20 protein-coding genes are annotated in these 19421 nt (G+C 54.2%); 2 read left to right on the top strand and 18 right to left on the bottom strand.

Going from position 1 to position 19421, the window contains the following annotated elements:
• The first annotated feature begins 168 nt into the window (after positions 1 to 168).
• Entirely contained in the window at positions 169 to 1128 is a 960-nt protein-coding gene (locus tag HRQ63_RS23320) for a glycosyltransferase family 4 protein (protein ID WP_172247556.1), read from the top strand.
• 165 nt (positions 1129 to 1293) lie between these two features.
• On the opposite strand, the gene HRQ63_RS23315 is transcribed toward HRQ63_RS23320, so the two are convergent.
• From HRQ63_RS23315 to HRQ63_RS23255, 13 genes are all read right to left on the bottom strand, one after another.
• Positions 1294 to 1806, bottom strand: coding sequence for a GNAT family N-acetyltransferase (locus tag HRQ63_RS23315; RefSeq protein WP_172247555.1), 513 nt, complete (start codon positions 1804 to 1806; stop codon positions 1294 to 1296).
• A gap of 133 nt (positions 1807 to 1939) precedes the next feature.
• Positions 1940 to 2134 carry a YwbE family protein gene (locus tag HRQ63_RS23310; protein ID WP_037291463.1) on the bottom strand — a complete coding sequence of 65 codons (195 nt, stop codon included), beginning with the start codon at positions 2132 to 2134 and terminating at the stop codon, positions 1940 to 1942.
• 367 nt (positions 2135 to 2501) lie between these two features.
• Complete coding sequence (locus HRQ63_RS23305) at positions 2502 to 3650, bottom strand: metal ABC transporter substrate-binding protein (RefSeq protein WP_229714341.1); 1149 nt, start codon at positions 3648 to 3650, stop codon at positions 2502 to 2504.
• The gene (locus HRQ63_RS23300; RefSeq protein ID WP_172247554.1) at positions 3647 to 4513 is read right to left on the bottom strand and encodes a metal ABC transporter permease; all 867 of its coding nucleotides are present in this window, start codon (positions 4511 to 4513) and stop codon (positions 3647 to 3649) included. Before HRQ63_RS23300 ends, HRQ63_RS23305 begins: the two co-directional genes overlap by 4 nt.
• Positions 4514 to 4518: 5 nt before the next feature.
• Positions 4519 to 5247, bottom strand: a complete 729-nt coding sequence (locus HRQ63_RS23295; protein ID WP_172247553.1) for a metal ABC transporter ATP-binding protein — start codon at positions 5245 to 5247, stop codon at positions 4519 to 4521.
• Positions 5248 to 5323: 76 nt separating this feature from the next.
• On the bottom strand, positions 5324 to 5473 hold the full coding sequence (gene rpmG, locus HRQ63_RS23290; protein WP_172247552.1) for a 50S ribosomal protein L33: 150 nt from the start codon (positions 5471 to 5473) through the stop codon (positions 5324 to 5326).
• Between the two features lie 192 nt (positions 5474 to 5665).
• Positions 5666 to 5935, bottom strand: coding sequence for a 30S ribosomal protein S14 (gene rpsN, locus HRQ63_RS23285; RefSeq protein ID WP_172247551.1), 270 nt, complete (start codon positions 5933 to 5935; stop codon positions 5666 to 5668).
• Positions 5936 to 5986: 51 nt separating this feature from the next.
• Positions 5987 to 7192 carry a GTP-binding protein gene (locus HRQ63_RS23280; protein ID WP_172247550.1) on the bottom strand — a complete coding sequence of 402 codons (1206 nt, stop codon included), beginning with the start codon at positions 7190 to 7192 and terminating at the stop codon, positions 5987 to 5989.
• 509 nt (positions 7193 to 7701) lie between these two features.
• The gene (locus HRQ63_RS23275; protein WP_172247549.1) at positions 7702 to 7962 is read right to left on the bottom strand and encodes a YqkE family protein; all 261 of its coding nucleotides are present in this window, start codon (positions 7960 to 7962) and stop codon (positions 7702 to 7704) included.
• A gap of 241 nt (positions 7963 to 8203) precedes the next feature.
• Positions 8204 to 8875, bottom strand: a complete 672-nt coding sequence (locus HRQ63_RS23270; protein ID WP_172247548.1) for a hypothetical protein — start codon at positions 8873 to 8875, stop codon at positions 8204 to 8206.
• A gap of 52 nt (positions 8876 to 8927) precedes the next feature.
• Positions 8928 to 10265, bottom strand: coding sequence for a hemolysin family protein (locus HRQ63_RS23265; protein ID WP_172247547.1), 1338 nt, complete (start codon positions 10263 to 10265; stop codon positions 8928 to 8930).
• Positions 10266 to 10568: 303 nt separating this feature from the next.
• Positions 10569 to 11465, bottom strand: coding sequence for a DMT family transporter (locus tag HRQ63_RS23260; RefSeq protein ID WP_172247546.1), 897 nt, complete (start codon positions 11463 to 11465; stop codon positions 10569 to 10571).
• 100 nt (positions 11466 to 11565) lie between these two features.
• A complete protein-coding gene (locus HRQ63_RS23255; RefSeq protein WP_172247623.1) occupies positions 11566 to 12186 on the bottom strand; it encodes a lysophospholipid acyltransferase family protein in 621 nt (206 codons plus the stop codon).
• Positions 12187 to 12478: 292 nt separating this feature from the next.
• On the opposite strand from HRQ63_RS23255, the gene HRQ63_RS23250 reads away from it, so the two are divergent.
• Positions 12479 to 12898 (top strand): chemotaxis protein CheW, encoded by a 420-nt coding sequence (locus tag HRQ63_RS23250; RefSeq protein WP_037291479.1) that lies wholly within the window; start codon positions 12479 to 12481, stop codon positions 12896 to 12898.
• A 625-nt stretch (positions 12899 to 13523) separates the two neighbouring features.
• Here HRQ63_RS23250 and mmuM read toward each other — a convergent pair.
• From mmuM to HRQ63_RS23225, 5 genes are all read right to left on the bottom strand, one after another.
• The gene (gene mmuM, locus HRQ63_RS23245; protein ID WP_371873266.1) at positions 13524 to 14477 is read right to left on the bottom strand and encodes a homocysteine S-methyltransferase; all 954 of its coding nucleotides are present in this window, start codon (positions 14475 to 14477) and stop codon (positions 13524 to 13526) included.
• Between the two features lie 8 nt (positions 14478 to 14485).
• On the bottom strand, positions 14486 to 15880 hold the full coding sequence (mmuP, locus tag HRQ63_RS23240; RefSeq protein ID WP_172247544.1) for an S-methylmethionine permease: 1395 nt from the start codon (positions 15878 to 15880) through the stop codon (positions 14486 to 14488).
• Between the two features lie 307 nt (positions 15881 to 16187).
• Positions 16188 to 17171, bottom strand: a complete 984-nt coding sequence (locus tag HRQ63_RS23235; RefSeq protein WP_172247543.1) for an alpha/beta hydrolase — start codon at positions 17169 to 17171, stop codon at positions 16188 to 16190.
• A gap of 9 nt (positions 17172 to 17180) precedes the next feature.
• The gene (map, locus tag HRQ63_RS23230; protein ID WP_172247542.1) at positions 17181 to 17927 is read right to left on the bottom strand and encodes a type I methionyl aminopeptidase; all 747 of its coding nucleotides are present in this window, start codon (positions 17925 to 17927) and stop codon (positions 17181 to 17183) included.
• 307 nt (positions 17928 to 18234) lie between these two features.
• Complete coding sequence (locus HRQ63_RS23225; RefSeq protein ID WP_172247541.1) at positions 18235 to 19326, bottom strand: SGNH/GDSL hydrolase family protein; 1092 nt, start codon at positions 19324 to 19326, stop codon at positions 18235 to 18237.
• Between the last annotated feature and the right edge of the window lie 95 nt (positions 19327 to 19421).

The raw sequence follows: 19421 nt of genomic DNA, 5'->3' as shown, positions 1-19421 counted from the left end.
AGGCGAGTCTTGAACCTTTTCGCCTTGCCGGTCGCCTTGCGACTCTTTCTCATCATAACACAGAACATAGCGGCTGTTCATCCGTGCGCAAGGTTGCGCGGCCTTTCATTGCGAATTTGGCAAAAGCGGATTATACTGACAACAGTGCTATCCTTTCAAGGAGGGTTTATGTCTTATTTAGCCGCTTTTTTGTTGTCGCTGACGATTGCTTTGATTTTGATTCCCGTTTTGCGCAAATGGGCGGTGCAGCTCGACTTTGTCGACAAGCCGCGCCCGGATAACGAACGCAAACTGCATAGGGAACCGATTCCGCTGATGGCAGGGATCGCTTTGTTCGCCGGATTTGCCGCCACTTACATATTGTTTGCCGACATGACTCCCATAGAATCGGCGGCCGTGCTCGGCGGTTCGCTGCTCATTCTGCTGATCGGCCTGGTCGATGATTGGTATAAGGTCAGCAGGCGTGAATTTCCCGCACTGCCCAAATTGATCGTGCAGCTGCTTGCCGCACTGCTCGTATATCTGGCAGGGATCCGCTTCTCGGGCTTTTCCAATCCTTTTACGGACAGTTACGTCGTGCTGCCGGAATGGCTTCAGCTTGTGCTGACGCTGCTATGGATTTTCGGCGTTACGACCGTTATCAACTTCACGGACGGCTTGGACGGTCTTGCGGGCAGTCTGGCAACCATCTCCGCAGGCACGCTGTTCGTCGTCGCCATTGCGCAGCAGCGCGGAGATTCCGCGATCATGGCGATCAGCCTGGTCGGCGTGGGTCTGGCTTATCTGAAGTACAACAAGCCTCCGGCCAAAGTCTATATGGGAGACTCGGGAGCAACCTTCCTCGGTTTCATTTTGGCGATTATCGCTCTGGACGGTGCTTTCAAGCAAGCTACCCTGCTCTCGCTGCTCGTACCGATTTTGGCGCTTGGCGTACCGATCTTCGATAACATCTTTGTCGTGTTGAAACGTCTGAAGAACGGCAAAAAGATCTATGAGGCCGATGCTTCACAGATCCACTACAGACTGCTCTCAAGCGGCCTGAACCCCAAGCAGGTTCTGTTCGTCCTGTGCTTAGTCAGCGTGTGTCTGAGCTTGTCTTCGATCATTCTGGTATTGCTGCCCGTTTAAAAGGCGGTGTATGCGTATCGTGCAGGCCATATGCCCGAACTAAAAAGCCCCGAATTCGATCTTAGGATCGAATTCGGGGCTTTTGACTCGGCACGGATGCTTGGTCTGCACGAAAGACGCGAAACGCGTTCCGGCTTTCTTGAATCACTTGCCTTGCGAGTTCTTCTACTTCCGGTTCATCCGATAATGCAGCAGCACCTGAGCGCCGACGGGGCCGGACTTCCGATGTCCCCGGTCTTCGAAGCCAGCCTGCTCGTATACGCGCAACGCCGCTTCATTATGCTGATTGACCACCAGCACGATCTCGTTCATATCCGGAAAGTAGTCACTGACGAATTTGGGCAGCAACGTCATCGCTTGTTTAGCGTAGCCGTTCCCCTGCTCCGGCAAATTTACCGACATGGAGCGCACCAGCATGGCACGCGGCGATTCCGTAATGCTGCGTATCCGATCCCCGCGATGAAGAACAAAAAAACCGACCGGCTTTTTTTCCGCAAGAATAACGATCGGATGGCGGTCCCGATCTTCACGGCAAAGTTGGATAGCCCTAACCGGCAATGCCGTATATTTCTCCTGTTCTTCGGACACTTGGTAGTCCTCGAACAGAGCCTTTTCATACTCCGGGCGGAAAAACTTCAACTCGACCTTCAATTCCGTTCCCTCAGGCATACTGCTCATCCTGTGTTCCTCCTGTCTTCCCTCCCGGCACCATCGTCAAACGCGGCTCGGCAGGAAGTTGTGAAGATGACGTCTACCCTACTATTAAACGCGAATATTCCTTCTCTAATCGCTGAGCATGCCCGAATCGAAATCATTCAATGATCTGTTTGACCCGTCCGACCTGCCCGTCCTGCAAACGAACCTTGATCCCATGCGGGTGCGTCGCGGAATTGGTCAACAGATCTTTGACCACGCCTCTGGTCAGCGCCCCCGTCGACTGATCTTTTTTGAGCACGATGTCAACGGTAAGGCCTGGTCGAATCGCGGATCGATTATTTCCGTTCATAACTGTCTCTCCTTCTCTATGTGCAATCATTTCCTTAATCATAGCATAAGCCCGCACGTTGTCCCATTTTAAACAAGAAACGCCGCGGTTCGCTGAAAAAGCGAACTGCGGCGTCAACGTGTCGAAAAAGTGTGATGTAACTGGAAGCGAGACGACGGAGAGAAAATTCAGTGCAGGAGCGGTAGCGTTCGCCTTTGAAATTGAGAGAATCCCGCTAAAAATTCAATCACTTTTCTCAATTTCAACATGCGACCGGAACGAATTTTCTCGGAGTCGGCTCGCTTCACGCGTCAAATCCACTTTCTCGACAGCATGCGTCGCCATTCGCTGAAAAAGCGAACCTCGGCGCATGGATATCAAACTTTTTCTATTCGTTCAATGCAGCTTGCAGAGCGGCCAGATTGGCGCGCATGATCGACAAATAATCTTCGCCCGCGGCGATTTCTTCGTCGGTCAGACCTTCAAGCGGATTCAATACGGCCGTCTTGGCTCCGATCTCCGACGCGATCGCCTCAGCGACCTTGGAGGATACGAGCGTCTCGAAGAAGATCGTTTTCACATCGTGCTCTTTGGCAAACTCGACGATCTCGGCCATCTCCTGCGCGGACGGTTCCTGCTCGGGGGATAATCCGGCAATCGGGACCTGCGTCAGATCGTATTCGCGTGCCAGATAACCGAAAGCCGCGTGTTGCGTGATGAAATCCGTACGTTTTGTACCGGACAGTCCGTCTTTGAATTCCGTATTCAATGCTTCCAATTTGGCCACATAAGCATCTGCGTTACTTTTATATTGAGCGGCATTAGACGGGTCCTTTTCCGCAAAAGCTTGCTCGATGCCGCGAACTTCCTCAATGGCCAGCGCAGGCGACAACCACACGTGCGGATCTAATCCGCCGTGGTCGTGACTGTGCGTATGACCCGCTTCTTCATGGTCATGATCGTGTTCTTCCGTGGCGGCTTCGCCATGGTCATGATCATGGTCTTCTTCTGCTGCGGCATCATGGTCGTGATCATGGCCTTCCTCGGCAGCCTCGTCGTGTCCGCGATCGTGACCTTCTTCCTCCGAGCCTTCCATAATATCGATGCCTTTGCTGGCTTCGACTGCCAGCAAGTCGCCGTTAGCCGAAGCATCCAGCACCTGGTCGACCCAGCTTTCCATGCCTGCTCCGTTATAAACAAGCAGGTCGGCTTCTTCGATCTTGACAATATCCTGCGGCGTCGGCTCCCAATCATGCGGCTCCGTTCCGGCAGGCACGAGCAGTTCCACATCCGCCAAGTCGCCGCCTACGTTACGAGCGAATTCATACATCGGATAAAAGCTGGTTTCGACTTTGAGCTTTTCGGCCGGAGCCGCGGACTCTTCCGTCGTACTCGCCGCCGGCGTATTCGAATCCGTCGTCGAGGCAGGCGTAGTCGCTACCTCCGCCGCGTTTGAACCGCAACCGCCCAAAATAAGCATCAGACTGAGGAAGGAAGCCCCCATGCCTGCTTTAAAAGTATCTCGTCTATTTTTCATATCGTTTCCATCCCTTTCTTTCCATTCGGGTTCTGACTTGTTTGCCCGCCATGAACTCTTCGCTTCCATAATAGAAGAAGTTTTTGCAGAGCCATGCCCAGCAGCAGAAATAGGAGCAAAATAAGAGCAATCGTTCCGCCCGGAGGCGTATTCGCGACATACGATACGGTCAGCCCGCCGAAGATCCCGGTTAGCCCGATCCCGACAGCCGTCATAACCGCCGATAAAAACCCTCCCGCGATGCGTAATGCCAGGGCGGCCGGCAAAACGAGCAATGCGGATACCAAAAGTACGCCTACGACCGGCATCGCCGCAGCTACAGTCATTCCGGTCAGCACGGAGAAAGCCGTCGACAGCGTACGTACCGGAACGCCGCTGATTCCCGCCGTTTCTTCATCGAACGTCAAGGTGTAAAGCGGTCGCCGGAATACGATAAAAAAGATCAAACCCAGCACGGCAGCTCCGCCGATCAGCCAAAGCTGCGTCGTACTTACAGCTACGATAGACCCGAATAAATACGAGCTAAAGCTCTGCGACAACGTTCGGCCGAAACTCATCAGGACAACAGCCGTCGCAAGCCCGCCCGTCATCATGATCGCAACCGGAACTTCCGCGTATGTACGGTAAAGCCCTCTCAACCGTTCGATTAACAAAGCAGCCGCTACCGCCGCAACGAAGCCGCCGATCGACGGATTTCCGCCGAGCAGCGACCCTGCCGCCACGCCTGCCAAAGACACGTGCGACAGCGTATCCGCCATCAGCACCTGTCTGCGCAGCATCAGATAAACGCCCAAAACAGGCGCGACCAATCCAATCAGTGCGCCTGCCAAAAAAGCACGTTGCATAAATTCGTAAGCCAGCATCTGCGTCACTCCATTTCCCAGCGGTCGCCGGCCAAACTCGATTCCGGCTTGCTCTCGGCCGCATTCGGCGCAATCTGCGGATGCCCGGCTTCAAGCCGCTCCAACGTCACGACCCGATCCAGATAACGCCCCGCCTCTTCCAAGCCGTGCGTCACCATAACCACCGTCACGCCATGATGCCGAACCTGATGCCGCATCAGCCGATACAATTCGGTGCGGCTGCGCATATCCATCCCCGTCGTCGGTTCGTCGAGAATGAGTACATCCGGACATTGCACAAGCGCTCTGGCAATGCAGACGCGCTGCTTTTGCCCGCCGGATAATTCTCCGATGCGGCGGCGGCGCAAATCCCACATGCCTACCTGCTCCAGACTGTTCCGCACGAGGCGCTCTTCTTCCGCGCCAAAGCGTCCGAACAATCCGACACGCGAATGACAACCGGAACGCACCAGCTCGATCACCCGGCTCGGAAAGCCCGCATTGAACGAGGACGCCTGCTGCGGAACATAACCGATCACCGGCTTGCCGCCGCCAAAGGCTTGCTTATTCAATTCGACAGCGCCGCTCCACGGCTTGAGCAGACCCAGCAGGAGCTTCAGCACGGTCGTCTTGGCTGTTCCGTTAGGTCCGGTAATGCCGAGGAATTCGCCTTTATGCACATCCAGCGACACATGGTGCACGACCGGCTCTTCCCCGTAACCGAACACGACGTCCCGCATGGAAGAAAGAATCACGTTTACCGCCCCTTACGTAATCATTACGATTAAAAAAGAATAAAAAATTTTGTACCTTGCTTGGCCGAACGTTATCTTAACGAGTTTCCCGGTGAATCGTCATCTTTTTCAAACGCGGGCTGTATTTCTTCAACTCCAAGCGTTCCGGATGATTACGTTTGTTCTTCGTTGTCGTGTAGTTGCGGTCTCCGCATTCGGTGCAAGCCAGTGTTATGATGACTCTCATGGTTAAAACCCTCCCGTAAAGTAAAAGTATAAGGACGATCGCACGTACCGCGCACGATGTTTCGACCTTTTAATAGTTATCGTAATTTTTACGAATAAAACAAAGTATAACGAAGCTTCGTCACGATGTCAATATGATCCTACCCGTTCGGGTCTTTCATTCGCCGGAAAACCGTTCCCTCATCCGCATGGCTTACCAGCTCGATTTCGTTACGCCCGGAATTTGTCCTTTGTGCGCCAACTCGCGGAACGCGATACGTGAAACCTTGAATTTACGCAGATAGCCGCGGGGACGTCCCGTGATCTCGCAGCGGTTTTTCAGACGGGTCGGCGACGAATCGCGCGGCAATTTTTGCAAAGCGGCATAGTCGCCTTCGGCTTTCAATTCACGGCGCAGATCCGCATACTTCGCTACCAGTTCCTGACGTTTTTTTTCGCGTACCACTTTCGACTTTTTAGCCATATTGAATGTCTCCTTTTTGTTTCTTATTTTTGCTGTTTTAAAAGGTGCAGGTCACACGCTTACTGCCTCCGCGGTCGTCCACGGCAGCGGGTTCGCGAAGGTCGACCAGTCCGCCCGCATCTCTTGCTCGTTCAACAGACAAGCATCCAGCTCGGCTTCGAGCTCTTCCCGCTCCATTTCGATTCCGATCAGCACGAATTCGTTGATCCGATCGCCGACGTCGGCGTCCCAACCTTCCGCAAGCTCCGGCTGATCCGCAAACAGTTCTTCGCGCTCCTGCTCCGGCAGCCCGGCAATCCAGCTTCCCGCCGGTCCGAATTGAATTGACGGCCCCGCCTGACTGAAGCTCGCGGCCCAGTCTTCCTTCACGGCGATCCACATCAACCCTTTGGCGCGCACGACTTCCATCGGCCATTCGGCCAGCAAATTCGCCAAACGCTCCGGATGAAAAGGCGTTCTGCGACGATACACGAACGAGCCGATCCCGTACTCTTCCGTTTCCGGCGTATGTTCTTCCTTCTGCAATTCGCGCAGCCATCCCGGTGCCAGGCTCGCTTTTTCAAAGTCGAACAGTCCCGTATTCAAAATCTCGGACAACTCCACTTCGCCGCGTACCGTACGAATGATTTTCGCCGACGGCTGAAGCTTGCGCAGCACGCCTTCCAGACGACGCAGTTCGCTTTCTTCGACCAGATCGCACTTGTTCAAAAGCAGCACGTCGCATGTCTCCACCTGATCGATCAGCAAATCCGTCACGTCGCGCGTATCGTCTTCAGCGGTCGCTTGGCCTCGTGCCAGCAGACTTTCGCCGGACTCGAAATCATGCCAGAACCGATACGCATCCACCACCGTCACCATGCAGTCCAAGCGCGCCAGCGACGTCAGATCCACGCCTGTCTCGTCATCCGCATACGTAAACGTCTGCGCGATCGGCACCGGTTCGCTGATCCCCGTCGATTCGATCAGGATATAGTCGAAACGTCCTTCCGCCGCCAAACGTTCCACTTCGCGCAGCAAATCTTCCCGCAGCGTGCAGCAGATGCAGCCGTTGGACATCTCCACCAACTTCTCTTCGGTCCGCGACAATCCCGCTTCGCCCGCGACCAGTCCCGCATCCACGTTGATCTCGCTCATATCATTGACGATGACCGCCACTTTCAGGCCCTGACGGTTATGAAGAATATGATTCAAAAGAGTCGTTTTCCCCGATCCCAAATACCCGCACAGGACGGTAACCGGAATCTTTTTTGTGTCCATATCTACCGCTCCTCAATCAAATAGTAATTATTACGATTAACGAAGAATACTATACTCCTATTCCTCAAAAGCTGTCAATGATTATAAAAAAAGAAACCCGATCGGATTCGGGTTTCTTGGTTTGTCGAGAAAGTTACGCGGGTGCGGGAAGCGAGAAGACTGCGAGAGAAATTCGTTCAAGACGCTGTCTCACTTGGAAAAGTCGATTGAAGTTTTTAGTGGAAGTTTTCCAAGTTCAAAGGCGTCTTTCACTGAATTTCTCTCTCCGTCTTCTCGCTTCCAGCTACGTTTGTTTTTCTCCACAAAAAAGAAATCCGATCGAAATCGGATTTCTTTTTTAATCTTTTCCGCTTTTTTTCTTTTCTTCCCTTTAAACAAAACGACTTAGCGTTAGCGGAGGGAGAAATTCAGCGAAAGACGCCTTTGAACTCGTAAAGCTGAAAGCTTTATGAGTGAGACAGCGTCTTGAGCGAATTTCTCCCTCCGCTAACGCTAAGTCGCCCCCACACTCAGTCGTATTTGTTGATCTTTTTTCCTTCGCTTTGTCCGAGCAGATATTCGAAGTCGTTCTCCAAGCGTTTGCGTTCCGCTTTTTTCGCTTCGGCGGCAAGACGCTGTTCTTCGTCGCGGCGCTCCTGTTCGGTAGCTTTCAGTTCGTTCGCTTGCGCTTGCAGCTTAGCCAATACTTCCGGGTTCAACATATCTTTGAGCGTTGCCGGCTTGTCCGATGCGGCCGGACGAGCAGCAGGCTGTTTTTTCTTTGCGGCCATTCGTATTCCCTCCCTTATCGTTGCGGTCCTTCTTTTTATTATACGGCGACCGGAAAAAGAAAGGAACCCTGGCCCATAAGCCGGAAAAGTCCTGTGTATAAAACACGCTTTACCCACAGGTTATTCTACCTTTATACACAACTTTATCCCCAAAAATCTTAACCTTATCCCCAACCTGTTGAAATCTTTCACAATTTCTTCAACTTTTTAGTTTTTTCTATCCACAATTCTCCTGACGCTCCTATATCGTCCACCCATCGCTTACGATGCCCGACAACTTCCATTCCCCTTGTTTTTGCTCAAAAACAAAACGCAAGCTTCCCCAGTCCATGCCTCCGACATTGCCGATTCCGCTTCGACCGCCTTTGACGTAAAATTCGACGAATCGAGCATCCGGATAGACCTCGTTCAAATTGCTGACGGTGTTGCCGCTGCCTATAATCCGGTTATATCCGACCCCGTCCGGAGCGGTGTACGGCAGATTGTTCAGGAATCGATCGTAATAACCGCGAAAATCGAGCCGGATCACTTCGCCGCTTCCGTCGTACAATCCCCAGATGTAAGGCTTGCGATTATCCCAAGCTTCGCGAATCTGCTGCGGCGTCAGCACAAGATCCGCTCCGACGCCGATATAAGCGTACGGGGAAAAACGAATGCCGCTCGGCGCCGCCATATCGGCCAACGTCTCGAAGTCCCTGTCCTTGAGCGCACGAAGTGCAAGATTCGCTTCACGCATAATCTCCTTTTTCAACGCTGCCGGCGGATTGCTGCTCACCGCCGAAACGGTTTGTTCGTTTGTTCCGGAATCCATGGCCGCTGCGGCCTGAACAGGTACAGCCGAACTCCCCGTCAAAAAAGCCGCCGTTAAAAGAAAACTCGCTGCTCCGATGCGCCAGTTTGTGCTTTTGTCCATTGCGCTTCGCTCCTTATTCGGGCTTCAGCCCGCATAGTCGTTAGCGTCCTCTTCAGATCAGGCTGGGTTCGCGTTCCTTTTTTGCGCTGCGAACGGCTTCGATCTGTCGAATGCGTCCGTCCTCCATCGCGGCGATCGTCCACTCCCAACCGTTTTCCTTCAACGTATCGCCCTGCTTGAGATCGAATTTCTCCGACAACAACCAGCCGCCGATCGTATACACTTCTTCCGAATCGATATCCGTACCCAGCTTGCGGTTGACGTCATGCAGCAGCGCGTTTGAACTGAGCAAGAATCGGTCTTCCCCGTCCGGGCGAATCAACGGCGTCGGCGCGGTTCCGCCTGCCGGAGAAGAGCCGGACGGGATATCGCCCACGATTTCTTCGAGCAGATCTTCAAGCGTGACCAGACCCGACGTGCCGCCGTATTCGTCCATCAGCACCGCCATATGAATCCCTTCCTTTTGCATCCGTCCCAGCAGGTCGCGCGCCCGCACGGTCTCGATAACCTGGATCACGGGGCGTATATAAGGGGCGATCGGCTGCGGCTGGGCATTGCCTTTTCTCACGTAATCGCTCAGCACCTGCTTCACGTTAACCATGCCGACGATATGATCTTTGTCCCCGTCTACGGATACCGGCACCAGGCTGTACGTTTTCGGCTCGATCAACGTCAGCAGGTCCTGCACGTCCGCGTTTTGCGAAATATGCCGAATCTCCGTACGCGGTACCATGATTTCCTGCGCGTCGCGCTCGTCGAAATCGAACACGTTGTTGAGGTAACGATATTCGGTCGGGGTGATTTCTCCGCTTTTGAAGCCTTCGGACAGCGCCAGACGGAGTTCCGCTTCGCTTTGCGCCGCTTCCCCTTCCGTTAACGGCTTAAGCCCGAATAATCCGGTGATGACGCGTGACGAACGGCTCAGAATCCAGTTGAACGGGTACGTAATGCGGTAAAAAATGATCAGCGGACGTGCCAATGCGAGCGCCAACGGTTCGGCTACCTGGATCGCGACCGTTTTCGGCACCAGCTCCCCGACCAGCACCTCGAAATAGGTCAGGATCAGGAACGCAAGCAGGAAGGACAAAATGCCGGTGACCGAAGTCGGAATATGCAGCCAGACGAACACGGGCGCCAGCAGCTCCTCTACCGTCGATTCGCCCAGCCAACCCAGCGCCAGCGACGTCAGCGTCGTACCCAGCTGGCTGGCTGAGAGAAATTCGTCGAGCCGCGACAAAATTCGTTTGACCGCCTGCGCGTTTTTGTTGCCGCCTTCCGCCAATTGGTTGATCCGCGAGACGCGCACCCGGATAATCGAATATTCGGACGCGACGAAAAACGCGGTAAGCAAAATAAGCACGATAACCAGAATCACGTTTACGATTTCCATACCGACTCTCCGTTTCCGGCGTACTGCCGGAAACACGGAGAACACCCCCTTCGCAACTTCGTCGATTCCGGCGTTTGCCGAAACCGCATCTTTGTGATACCTATATACCCATTTTTACACATCCGGCTTCGTCGGCATGAACTTGCAACCTGCCTTCATCGCGCCTTATGTTTTGCGTTCCGATATCAAAAAAGCCGCGGTGCCGCAGCGAATTCCATTCATGGTGCGAAAGGATTTTCTACTGCGCGTTCCGCGGCTGATCGCCTTGAAGAATCTTGGTTGGATATGGCGTACGTTGCCGGCTTAACCCGCCAACGTCGCTGTTTTCGGTTTGATTTTACGATTGACCAGATAGACGCCGCTTCCGATCAGCACGAGGCCGAGCAGCAGGAAGCGGCTGAACGGTTCATGCAAAGCAAGCGTGCCGACGAGCACCGACAGCAGCGGCACCATGAACGTATAGGATGCGACTTGGCTCGCCTCTCCCGATCGAGTCAGCGTGATGTAGATGATCCAGGACAGCGCGATGCCGACGAAAATGCCGAATAACAGCCCGATCCAATATGCGCCGTTCCATACGATATCGCTCCAGCTCTCGGTCAGCGAACCGGACAACGTCAGCAGAATGCCGCCGAACGTACATTGGAAAGCGACCAGCCAGAGCGAATCGACATCGGCAGCGGCTTTTTTGATAAATACCGTGCCGAGCGCCCAACTGACTGCCGAACCGATCGCCAATACGACGCCGATTGCGGCGATATGACCCGAGAATCCGCCGACGCTGACCGAAATCACGCCCAGGAAGCCGAGCAGCAAGCCTGCGGCTTTCGGCAGCGTCATGCGTTCGTTCAGCCACATCGCCGCGAACAAGCCGACCAATACGGGCTGCAAATAAACGAGTACCGTAAACAAGCCCGACGGCATGTAGATCAGTCCCACTGTTTGCAGGCCGTAGAATAACGCCACGTTCAGCAGCGCGGAGATCAGATAGACGTTGCGGTTCTTTTTCCACCGGATACGATCTCGCTTCGGCAGCAAAAAAATCACTAATAACAAGCCGCCAATCAGCGTGCGCATTCCTGCGAACAACAGCGGCGGCGTATAATCGAGCGCGACTTTGTAGATGGACCAGGATACGCCCCAGATCAGAACGAGCGCCACGATCAAGATCATGCGCTGCATTCCGGATAATGTTTTCATGTTGGTTTTCTCCTCTGTGCGGGTTTGATATAAAAAAAATAAAGAAACACGCCGGCAGGCGCGCTTCTTTTTGCGGCTATTGGTGGACATCAAACAGCACTCAGCTCGGCTGTTTATTCTGATCCAGGCGCTGCAATCCCGTTTCCAAATTGTTCATCGCGAGCACCAGACGGTCGGCCAGCTCGTTGAGGTCTTTTTTTCCTTCTCCCGGTTCGTCGGATACGGTCGCGATCGGGTCTCCGATCACGAGCCGGGTCTTCGTTCCGCGCAGCAGTCCCTTGAACGTCGCAGGACCGGAGAACGCCGCGGGCACGACCGGAACTTTGGCCATTTTGGCGATCGTGACCGCGCCGCGCTTCAGCGGCGCGTCTTCCGAAGAACGGGTGCCCGACGGGAAGATCCCGATCGTTTTGCCCTGCTTGAGCAGTTGAATCGGAACTTTCAAGCTGCTCGGTCCCGGATTTTCGCGATCGACCGGGAATGCGTTGATATCACGCAAAAATTTATCGGCAATCTTTTTTCGGAACAATTCTTTTTTGGCCATAAAATGAACTTCGGTCGGCAGCAGCGAGCTTCCGAGCGCGATGACGTCGATCCAGCCCCTATGCGTGCAGGTGATCACGTAGCCGCCTTCCTTCGGCAGCTTGTCTGCTCCGATAACCTCGAACTTCCCGAATCCACGCAGTATAAGTCTGGCTAATTTGGCGAGGGGTTGATACAACACGTCGACTGCTCCTTCCGCTTTCCGTTTCTCGGCAACTTTAGTATCTGGTCCTAAATTTAAACAATAGCACACTTCCGCATAAAAAATGTACGATACGCTGTTAGTGTACCATGCGCATTCTCTTCTGAACAGCGTCCGGCTTGAAAAAGCATGGGCCTTTCGCAACGATGATGCTAGCAAGGCGAGGCGTAATGACCTATAATGACGGTAAGCCTATGCTTTTGCGTTAAGGATTACTCACTTGGCGTAAAAGGATTCTATCCGTAAACGAAGGAGACCGGCGCATACCATGAACGATTTTATTCTATTTAAATTGGCCGACAAAACGTACGGTATTCCGTTCCATGAAATCGATGAAATCCAGAACTCCAAACCGGGTACGTCGATTCCTTTCTCCTCCAATTGGCATGAAGGCGTGGTCAAGATCCGCGAAGAGATCTACACCATCCTCAATCTGCGCAAAAAGCTGAATATCTCCCATGAAGATCAAAACGACACCGATAAGTTTATTCTGCTGCGTCGCGAAAAGGTCGCCCTGCTCGTCGACTCTTTGGACGATACGGCTTCGGTGCCTGATTCCGCATTGGCCGACAACGAAGAAGTAGCCAGCCGCCGCTTCCTGCCGTCCGTGTTCGAACACGGAGATCGGTTGGTGTTGGTGTTGAACGTGGACACGTTGTTAGCTTCGACAACAGGCGGAGGCGCTTAATTTACTTTTCGGATAGGGCAGGCGCTGCGAGAGAAATTCGTTCAAGACGCTGTCTCACTTGGAAAACTGGATTGAAATTTTATAATGGTTTTTTCCAAGTTCAAAGGCGTCTTTCACTGAATTTCTCTCTCCGCTTAAGCCCTCCTTAGAAGAGAATTTTGGCTTTTATTTAATCAAGAGATGGATAACAAAAGATAAGATAATTCACGTAACAAAAGACCCCGATGTAGGTTCGATGTCATTGAAGTGCAACTTCGTGACATTGAATTGGAATCGGGGCCTTTTGTCGTTTCCGCGACTGCGGCGTGTGGAGTGATTGCTGCGAATAAAGTAGGTGTATGGGATTGTCGCCGTGCAATGGGTTCATGTTGATTGCTGCTCATGCTGACTGACAAGTTGCGAATGTAGAAGGTCTGCATCATTGTATCGCGGAAAACGAGAGCGCCAACCGATGTTGTAAAAAACTCAAGCGGGCGATGGGGCCGTTCCTGATGTCTGGTCTGTGGCGCTCTCATCCCATGAAACGCAGGCAGTTTGAAGTTGGATCACTTTTTTCGAACTTTTTTCAAAAAATATGAAAAAAGAATTTTGTTATACGAATGTGTCGTGGGTTTTAAAACATGCTTTAGCTGCGCCATAGAGACGAAACTTGGACAATTTGCTCAGGCGTGGTTCGACAGCAGCCGCCGATCAGGCGCGCGCCGGCTTCATGCCAGGCAAGCGCCGAATCGGCAAAACTGCCGCAACCGTTCGACTCTCCGGCATGCCAAGTTTTTGTGGATGCATCGTAAGTTTCTCCGGAGTTCGGGTAGATCAGAAGCGGTTTATCCGTATAAGCGGCAAGATGCTTGATCGCCTCGGCGGCGAAGGATGCCGGAGCACAGTTAACGCCGATCGCGGCAATCGCTTCATAGCCTTCCAGCGCCCGCGCGCACTCTTCGAGAGAAGTTCCTTCGCTGATTCGATTGCCGTCTTGCAGAGAGAACGACATCCAGGCATAGACACCGGGGAATTCGCTTTTTAACAATTCCGCCAGCACCAAAGCCTCCTGCAGCGAAGGAATCGTCTCGAAAGCAAGAATATCCGCTCCGGCTTCGATCAACGCTTTTACGCGCGGGCGATGAAACTCGGTCAGACGCCGATCGTCGACGCCGTAATGGCCGACGTATTCCGATCCGTCTGCCAGATAAGCGCCGTAAGGACCGACGGAACCGGCGACGATCGGCTTCGGGCGGCCTTCGCGTTGGACTTCCGCCCATACATGATCCCGTGCCTCTGCCGCCAGCTTCACGGTACTCCAGATCAATTCGAGCGCCTTTTGTTCTTCGATTCCCCTACCGGCAAAACCTTCTACCGTCGCTTGGTAACTCGCCGTAATGGCACAATCGGCTCCGGCGCGGAAATAATCCTCGTGTACCCGGCGGATTTTCTCCGGTTGTTCCAACAGCACGCGCGCCGACCATAACGGATCGTCCAAATCGCAGCCGTGCTGTTCCAGCTCGGTCGCCATCGCGCCGTCCAGAACCAACACCGGATACTCCGCCAGTATGGCCGCAATCGGATTTTCAGACTTTTTCAGCTTCGAATTCATGCTTGCACGTCTCCTTTCCCTGCCCGTCTTCGGGCGGTTGCGTAATACGCGATATAACAAACGACGATAAACGGAATCCCGCAGTACAATGCGATACGCTGCGTTGGATCGAACGCGATCCCGATGCAGGACAACAAACACAACAAGAATGAAGCGATCGGCACAAACGGATACCACGGCGTGCGGAAACCGAGGTCGTTAACGGAATTTCCGGCTTTGACGTAGGCGCGGCGGAACATAAGCTGCGATAAGCTGATGCTCATCCACACGACGACGACGGCAAGCCCCGAGATCGACACTAACGCGATATAGACGGTTCCCGGCGCCACGATGCTCGACAGCAGCGCCAATGCGCCGCCCGCCATGCTGAGCGTCAACGCATTCATCGGAACGCCGCGTCTGTTGATCGCGGACAGCGAGCGCGGGATCGTTCCTTTGTCCGCCAATGACCACAGCATGCGCGAAGACGCGTACAGGCCCGAGTTGGCTGCCGACAGAATCGCCGTCAAGATCACGAAGTTCATCACGTCCGCCGCATAAGGGATGCCTACGCGGTCAAGGACGGCAACGAACGGGCTTTCCAGCACGCCCGCGTCGGTCATCGGCAGCAGCGCTGACAAAATGACAATCGTCCCGATAAAAAACAGCACCAGACGCAGCAGCGTGGTCTTGATCGCTTTCGGAATCGTGCGTGCCGGATCGACCGTTTCCCCCGCCGCGATTCCGATCAACTCCGTACCGGAAAAAGCAAAGTTCACTGCCAGCATCGTCATGAGAATCGCGCCTGCTCCGTTCGGGAACCAGCCGCCCGCGGTCAAATTCGAGAATAACGGCGCCGTATCGTGTCCTTGCATCGGCACGATGCCGAACACGGCCGCTGCCCCGATCACGATAAACGCGACGATCGCCAGCACTTTGACCAACGAAAACCAAAACTCCGATTCCGCGAAAAAGCGTACGCTGCTCGCATTCAAAACGAAAATCAAAGCCGCGAACAACGCGCTCCAGATCCAGACATTGACGTCCGGAAACCACCGCTGCATCAACAGTCCTGCCGCCGTGAATTCGGAGCCGAGCGCTACCGTCCACGTCAGCCAATACAACCAAGCCACCGTATATCCCGTAGCCGGACCGAGATATTTGGCGGCGTAACTGTGAAAAGCTCCCGTTTCCGGCATCTGCACGGACAGTTCGCCCAAACACAACATGACCAGATATACGGCGACCGCTCCGACCAGATACGAAAGAATCGCGCCGATGGGCCCTGCCTGCTGAATCGTATACCCCGAACTCAGAAACAATCCCGTGCCGATCACGCCTCCGAGCGACAACATAACGACGTGCCGGACCTGCATTTTACGCTGAAAATTACCGCTGTTCTCCTGCTCCATCCAACTTCCCCACTTCCGGTCCGCATGCAAAAAGACGCCTTCGCACTCAAGACGCCTCGGAAACACATTCCTGCCGGGTCCAACGATTTTCAACCCAATATACCGGGACTCCCATCGTGTGTCAACGATTTTTTATGTATTCCTTCACCGCATTGAATCGGCAGTTCAGAGAAGTTGGGGGTTTGCGGAATCGGATGATTTTCGAGCCGAACTTCAGGTAACGTTTTCGGTTTGGAGAGTGACTGTGATCTCAGTAAGCACAGGAAAAAGGACTCACCTTTTTGGGACAGTCCTTTTTACGCTGTATCTACTTTCCTTTATCTTCCGCTATCCAGTTCAGGCCTTCAACCAAACGAAGCGAAAAATCGGCAGGATAATCGTGTCCAAGGCCAGCGACGACTTTCAACCGGGCTTTCAATCCACGCTCCTGCAGGGCTTGCGTCAAGACTCTGGACGACTGCAGCCCTTCCTCGTCTTCGGCGCCGGCAATCCATGAACTGCGCGGCTTACGCTCTTCCAACCGCTCCAGAGCTTCCGCCCATTCGGCTGCATCGTCGAGCCACGGCGATACCAGAATAAGTCCGTCAGCGGGAAAATCATCGTGCAGCACGGCATTCAGCGCGACTTCGGCTCCGGTCGAAAAAGCGCCTAACGCGATAAGCGCATCTTCGCCCGTCGTTCCGCGCAGCGTCTCCAGATGCTCCCGCAGTTCGGCTGCACCCAAATCGATATCGTCCCAACCGTACGCAGCCGAGAACCGAATCTGCGACGAACGGATCAAGCCCACCTTCCAGCCCGACTCCTGAGCAGGCTTCCAAAACATCTCCGTATCGCGTTCGTTTTCCTGATCGCCGTGCAGAACGAGCAGGATCGGACGCGCCGAAGCGGGTGTCTCGTCGTTTGCTTTTTTCGTCACTCCATGCGCATCCTTGCCTTGTTCCAGAACCGTAAGCCCCGGAGCCGCATTCGCCAACGCCGCTTCCTCGCGCTTGCCGCACAGATCCGCAAGCTCGGCAAATCCTTCGCGTCCGCGCAGCGATTCCAGATCCTCATCCTCCAGCAGATACTCGGCCGGGTACCAGAAACCTTTTTCCGTCACTGCGTCGCTCAGCAGCGCAAACGCCTCGTCTGCCCGTCCTGACGCAGCCGCAAGCGCGTAGAGCAGGTTCATCTGCCGGGCATCGGTCGGATCGCCATGCTCTTGCACGAAGCTCCAAGCTTGTTCCACGCCCAATTGCTCCCGCCGTGCCAACGCTTCGTTGAAAAGCCGGGTTGCCGTCATGTTTGTCATATCGGACTCCTATTTGGTCAGGATGATCGGCGCGCCTTTGGTAATAATCATCGTATGTTCATATTGGGCAACCAGGCTGCCGTCGTCGGCTCGAAGGGTCCAACCGTCGTTCGCGTCTTCCACCACTTCGCGCGCGTTAGTCGACACGAACGGTTCGAACGCGATCACCGAGCCTTCTTTCCACAGATCGGTATCGGTCGGATCGTAATAGCTCAAAATGTACTCCGGCTCGTCATGCAGCGCCGTGCCAATTCCGTGCCCCGTCAGCGTTTCGATGATATTGAAGCCGTGACGGCGCGCGACGTTGTAAGCCGCTTTGCCTGCGTTGTTGCGCTTCGAGCCGGCTTTGATCTTGGCCGCGCCCGCTTCGAATGCCTCGACAGCCGCTTCGCACAGTTCGACCAGGCGCGGATCGCCTTTTCCGACCACGAACGATACGCCCGTATCCGCAAAATAACCGTCGCAGGAAGCGGACACGTCCACATTGACCAGGTCGCCTTCTTGAATGACGCGTTCGCTCGGAATACCGTGCGCTACCTCTTCGTTTACGCTGATGCAGGTATAGCCCGGGAAGTCGTAGGTCGACTTGGGAGCCGATACCGCGCCGTGTTCTTTAAAAAGTTCGGCCGCGCGCAGATCCAGATCGATCGTGCGTACGCCGGGTTTCGCCATTTCTTTCAAGTCGTCGCGGATCAATGCCACGATTCTTCCGATTTTTTTCAAACCTTCGATTTCTTGTTCTGTTTTCGCTATCATGCTTGTTCTCCTTTTTCCGTTTAAATAGTAGACGCCGGGGCTTCCCCGTCGTTGTTTTCCGATAATGCCTTTATGCCGCGTCGGCTCCGGGCAAACAGAGACCGTTTCCCTGCGCTCCGGCAGCCTGCAAATATTCTGTTTCCGAACTGTCCGTACCGTCGTCGCGGACCGCCATCTCGCCAGACAGGAACTGACCGCAATCCTAAGTACTCCTCTTTGCCATCATCCGCTATTATACCACTGCGCGCCCCTTCTTTTCTTCCCCGCTCGCAAAAAAGACTTCGGAAATTCTCCCGAAGTCGTCTTTTTACCAGCCTAGCGTTCGCCGCAATTCTTCCGTAAGCCGATCCGCCATCTTCATATTGCCCTGCGCGGAAGGATGCAGCGTATCGGTGTAGTCGCCGTCAAGCTCCGACAGCCATCCGTCCGTTGCGATTACATGCAGTTTCGTTTCTCCCGCCGACAGTCGAATTTCAGCCGCTTCACGGCTTTCCGCGTTCATATATCCGTTCAAAGGCTGCAGCACCACCAACTCCGCATCCGGGTAGGCTTGCCGCAGCCGCTCCAGAAAACTCACGTAAGCATCCTTGAACGCGCCTCCATCGATGTCCGCGCGTGCGTCGTTCGTACCCAAATTGATGACGACGGCATCGGGCGTTTTCCGATCCGCCGCCCAAACCGGCGAGTCTGCGTAGTCCAGCGGCTGAAGTTTGAAATACTGCTCGCTCATTCCCGCCGGCGGAAGACCGTTGCAGGAAACGCCGTCGACGAGACAGATTCCAGTATACGCGATTTGCGCATGGTCGGCGTTCAATTGCTCGCCGGTCAGCCAAGCGTACGATTCGATCGATACGTTCGGCGTTTTGTAACCGACGGTGATCGAATCGCCGACGAACTCGATCGAGCGCTCACGCTGCGGCGGAGGAATCGTTTGCGCGCCTTCATCCAGAAGCAGGCCTTTGAACACGGCAACGTCCCGGATATTCCGCGTGACCACGGTCAGCGTGTGCTCGCCGGGCGTTAACCGTTCAGGAGTCAGGTTAACGATGCCGGAAGCATTTTTATAGAGGTGAAAAGGACCGTCGTCCACCGACGCGTACAGATCGGAACCCGCGGGCGGCGAGGCGTAACCCAATCTCAACCGTAGGCTGCCTCCCGTAAAAGCCGTCGTGAACGATGTTCCCGCCCAGTATCCCCGATACGTATCCGGCGCGGAAGTGTCCCATCTGCCGACGTAATGAATATGGGGATCGTCCGGTCCGACCGCTGCCATATCGGCATTCACATGATGGATCGAAGGCGCGGCAAGAAAAATCGTCGCGGCCAGCAGCAGGAAGACCCATAAGAGCCGGGTGCGCGGAAGGGATATTCCGAGATTAAAGAAATTGCGGTTATTCAATCGGTTCGCTCCTTTTTTGCAAAAGAAAGATCGTCTTGATTATATCGCCTTTCGATTCGGAATCCAGCAGGCATTTTCAAAAAAAACGGCCCGCC

The sequence above is a fragment of the Saccharibacillus endophyticus genome, from assembly GCF_013185185.1.
Taxonomy (GTDB): Bacteria; Bacillota; Bacilli; order Paenibacillales; family Paenibacillaceae; genus Saccharibacillus; species Saccharibacillus endophyticus.
Note: the sequence above shows the minus strand (reverse complement) of the source record. Positions and strands in the feature narration are given on the sequence as shown.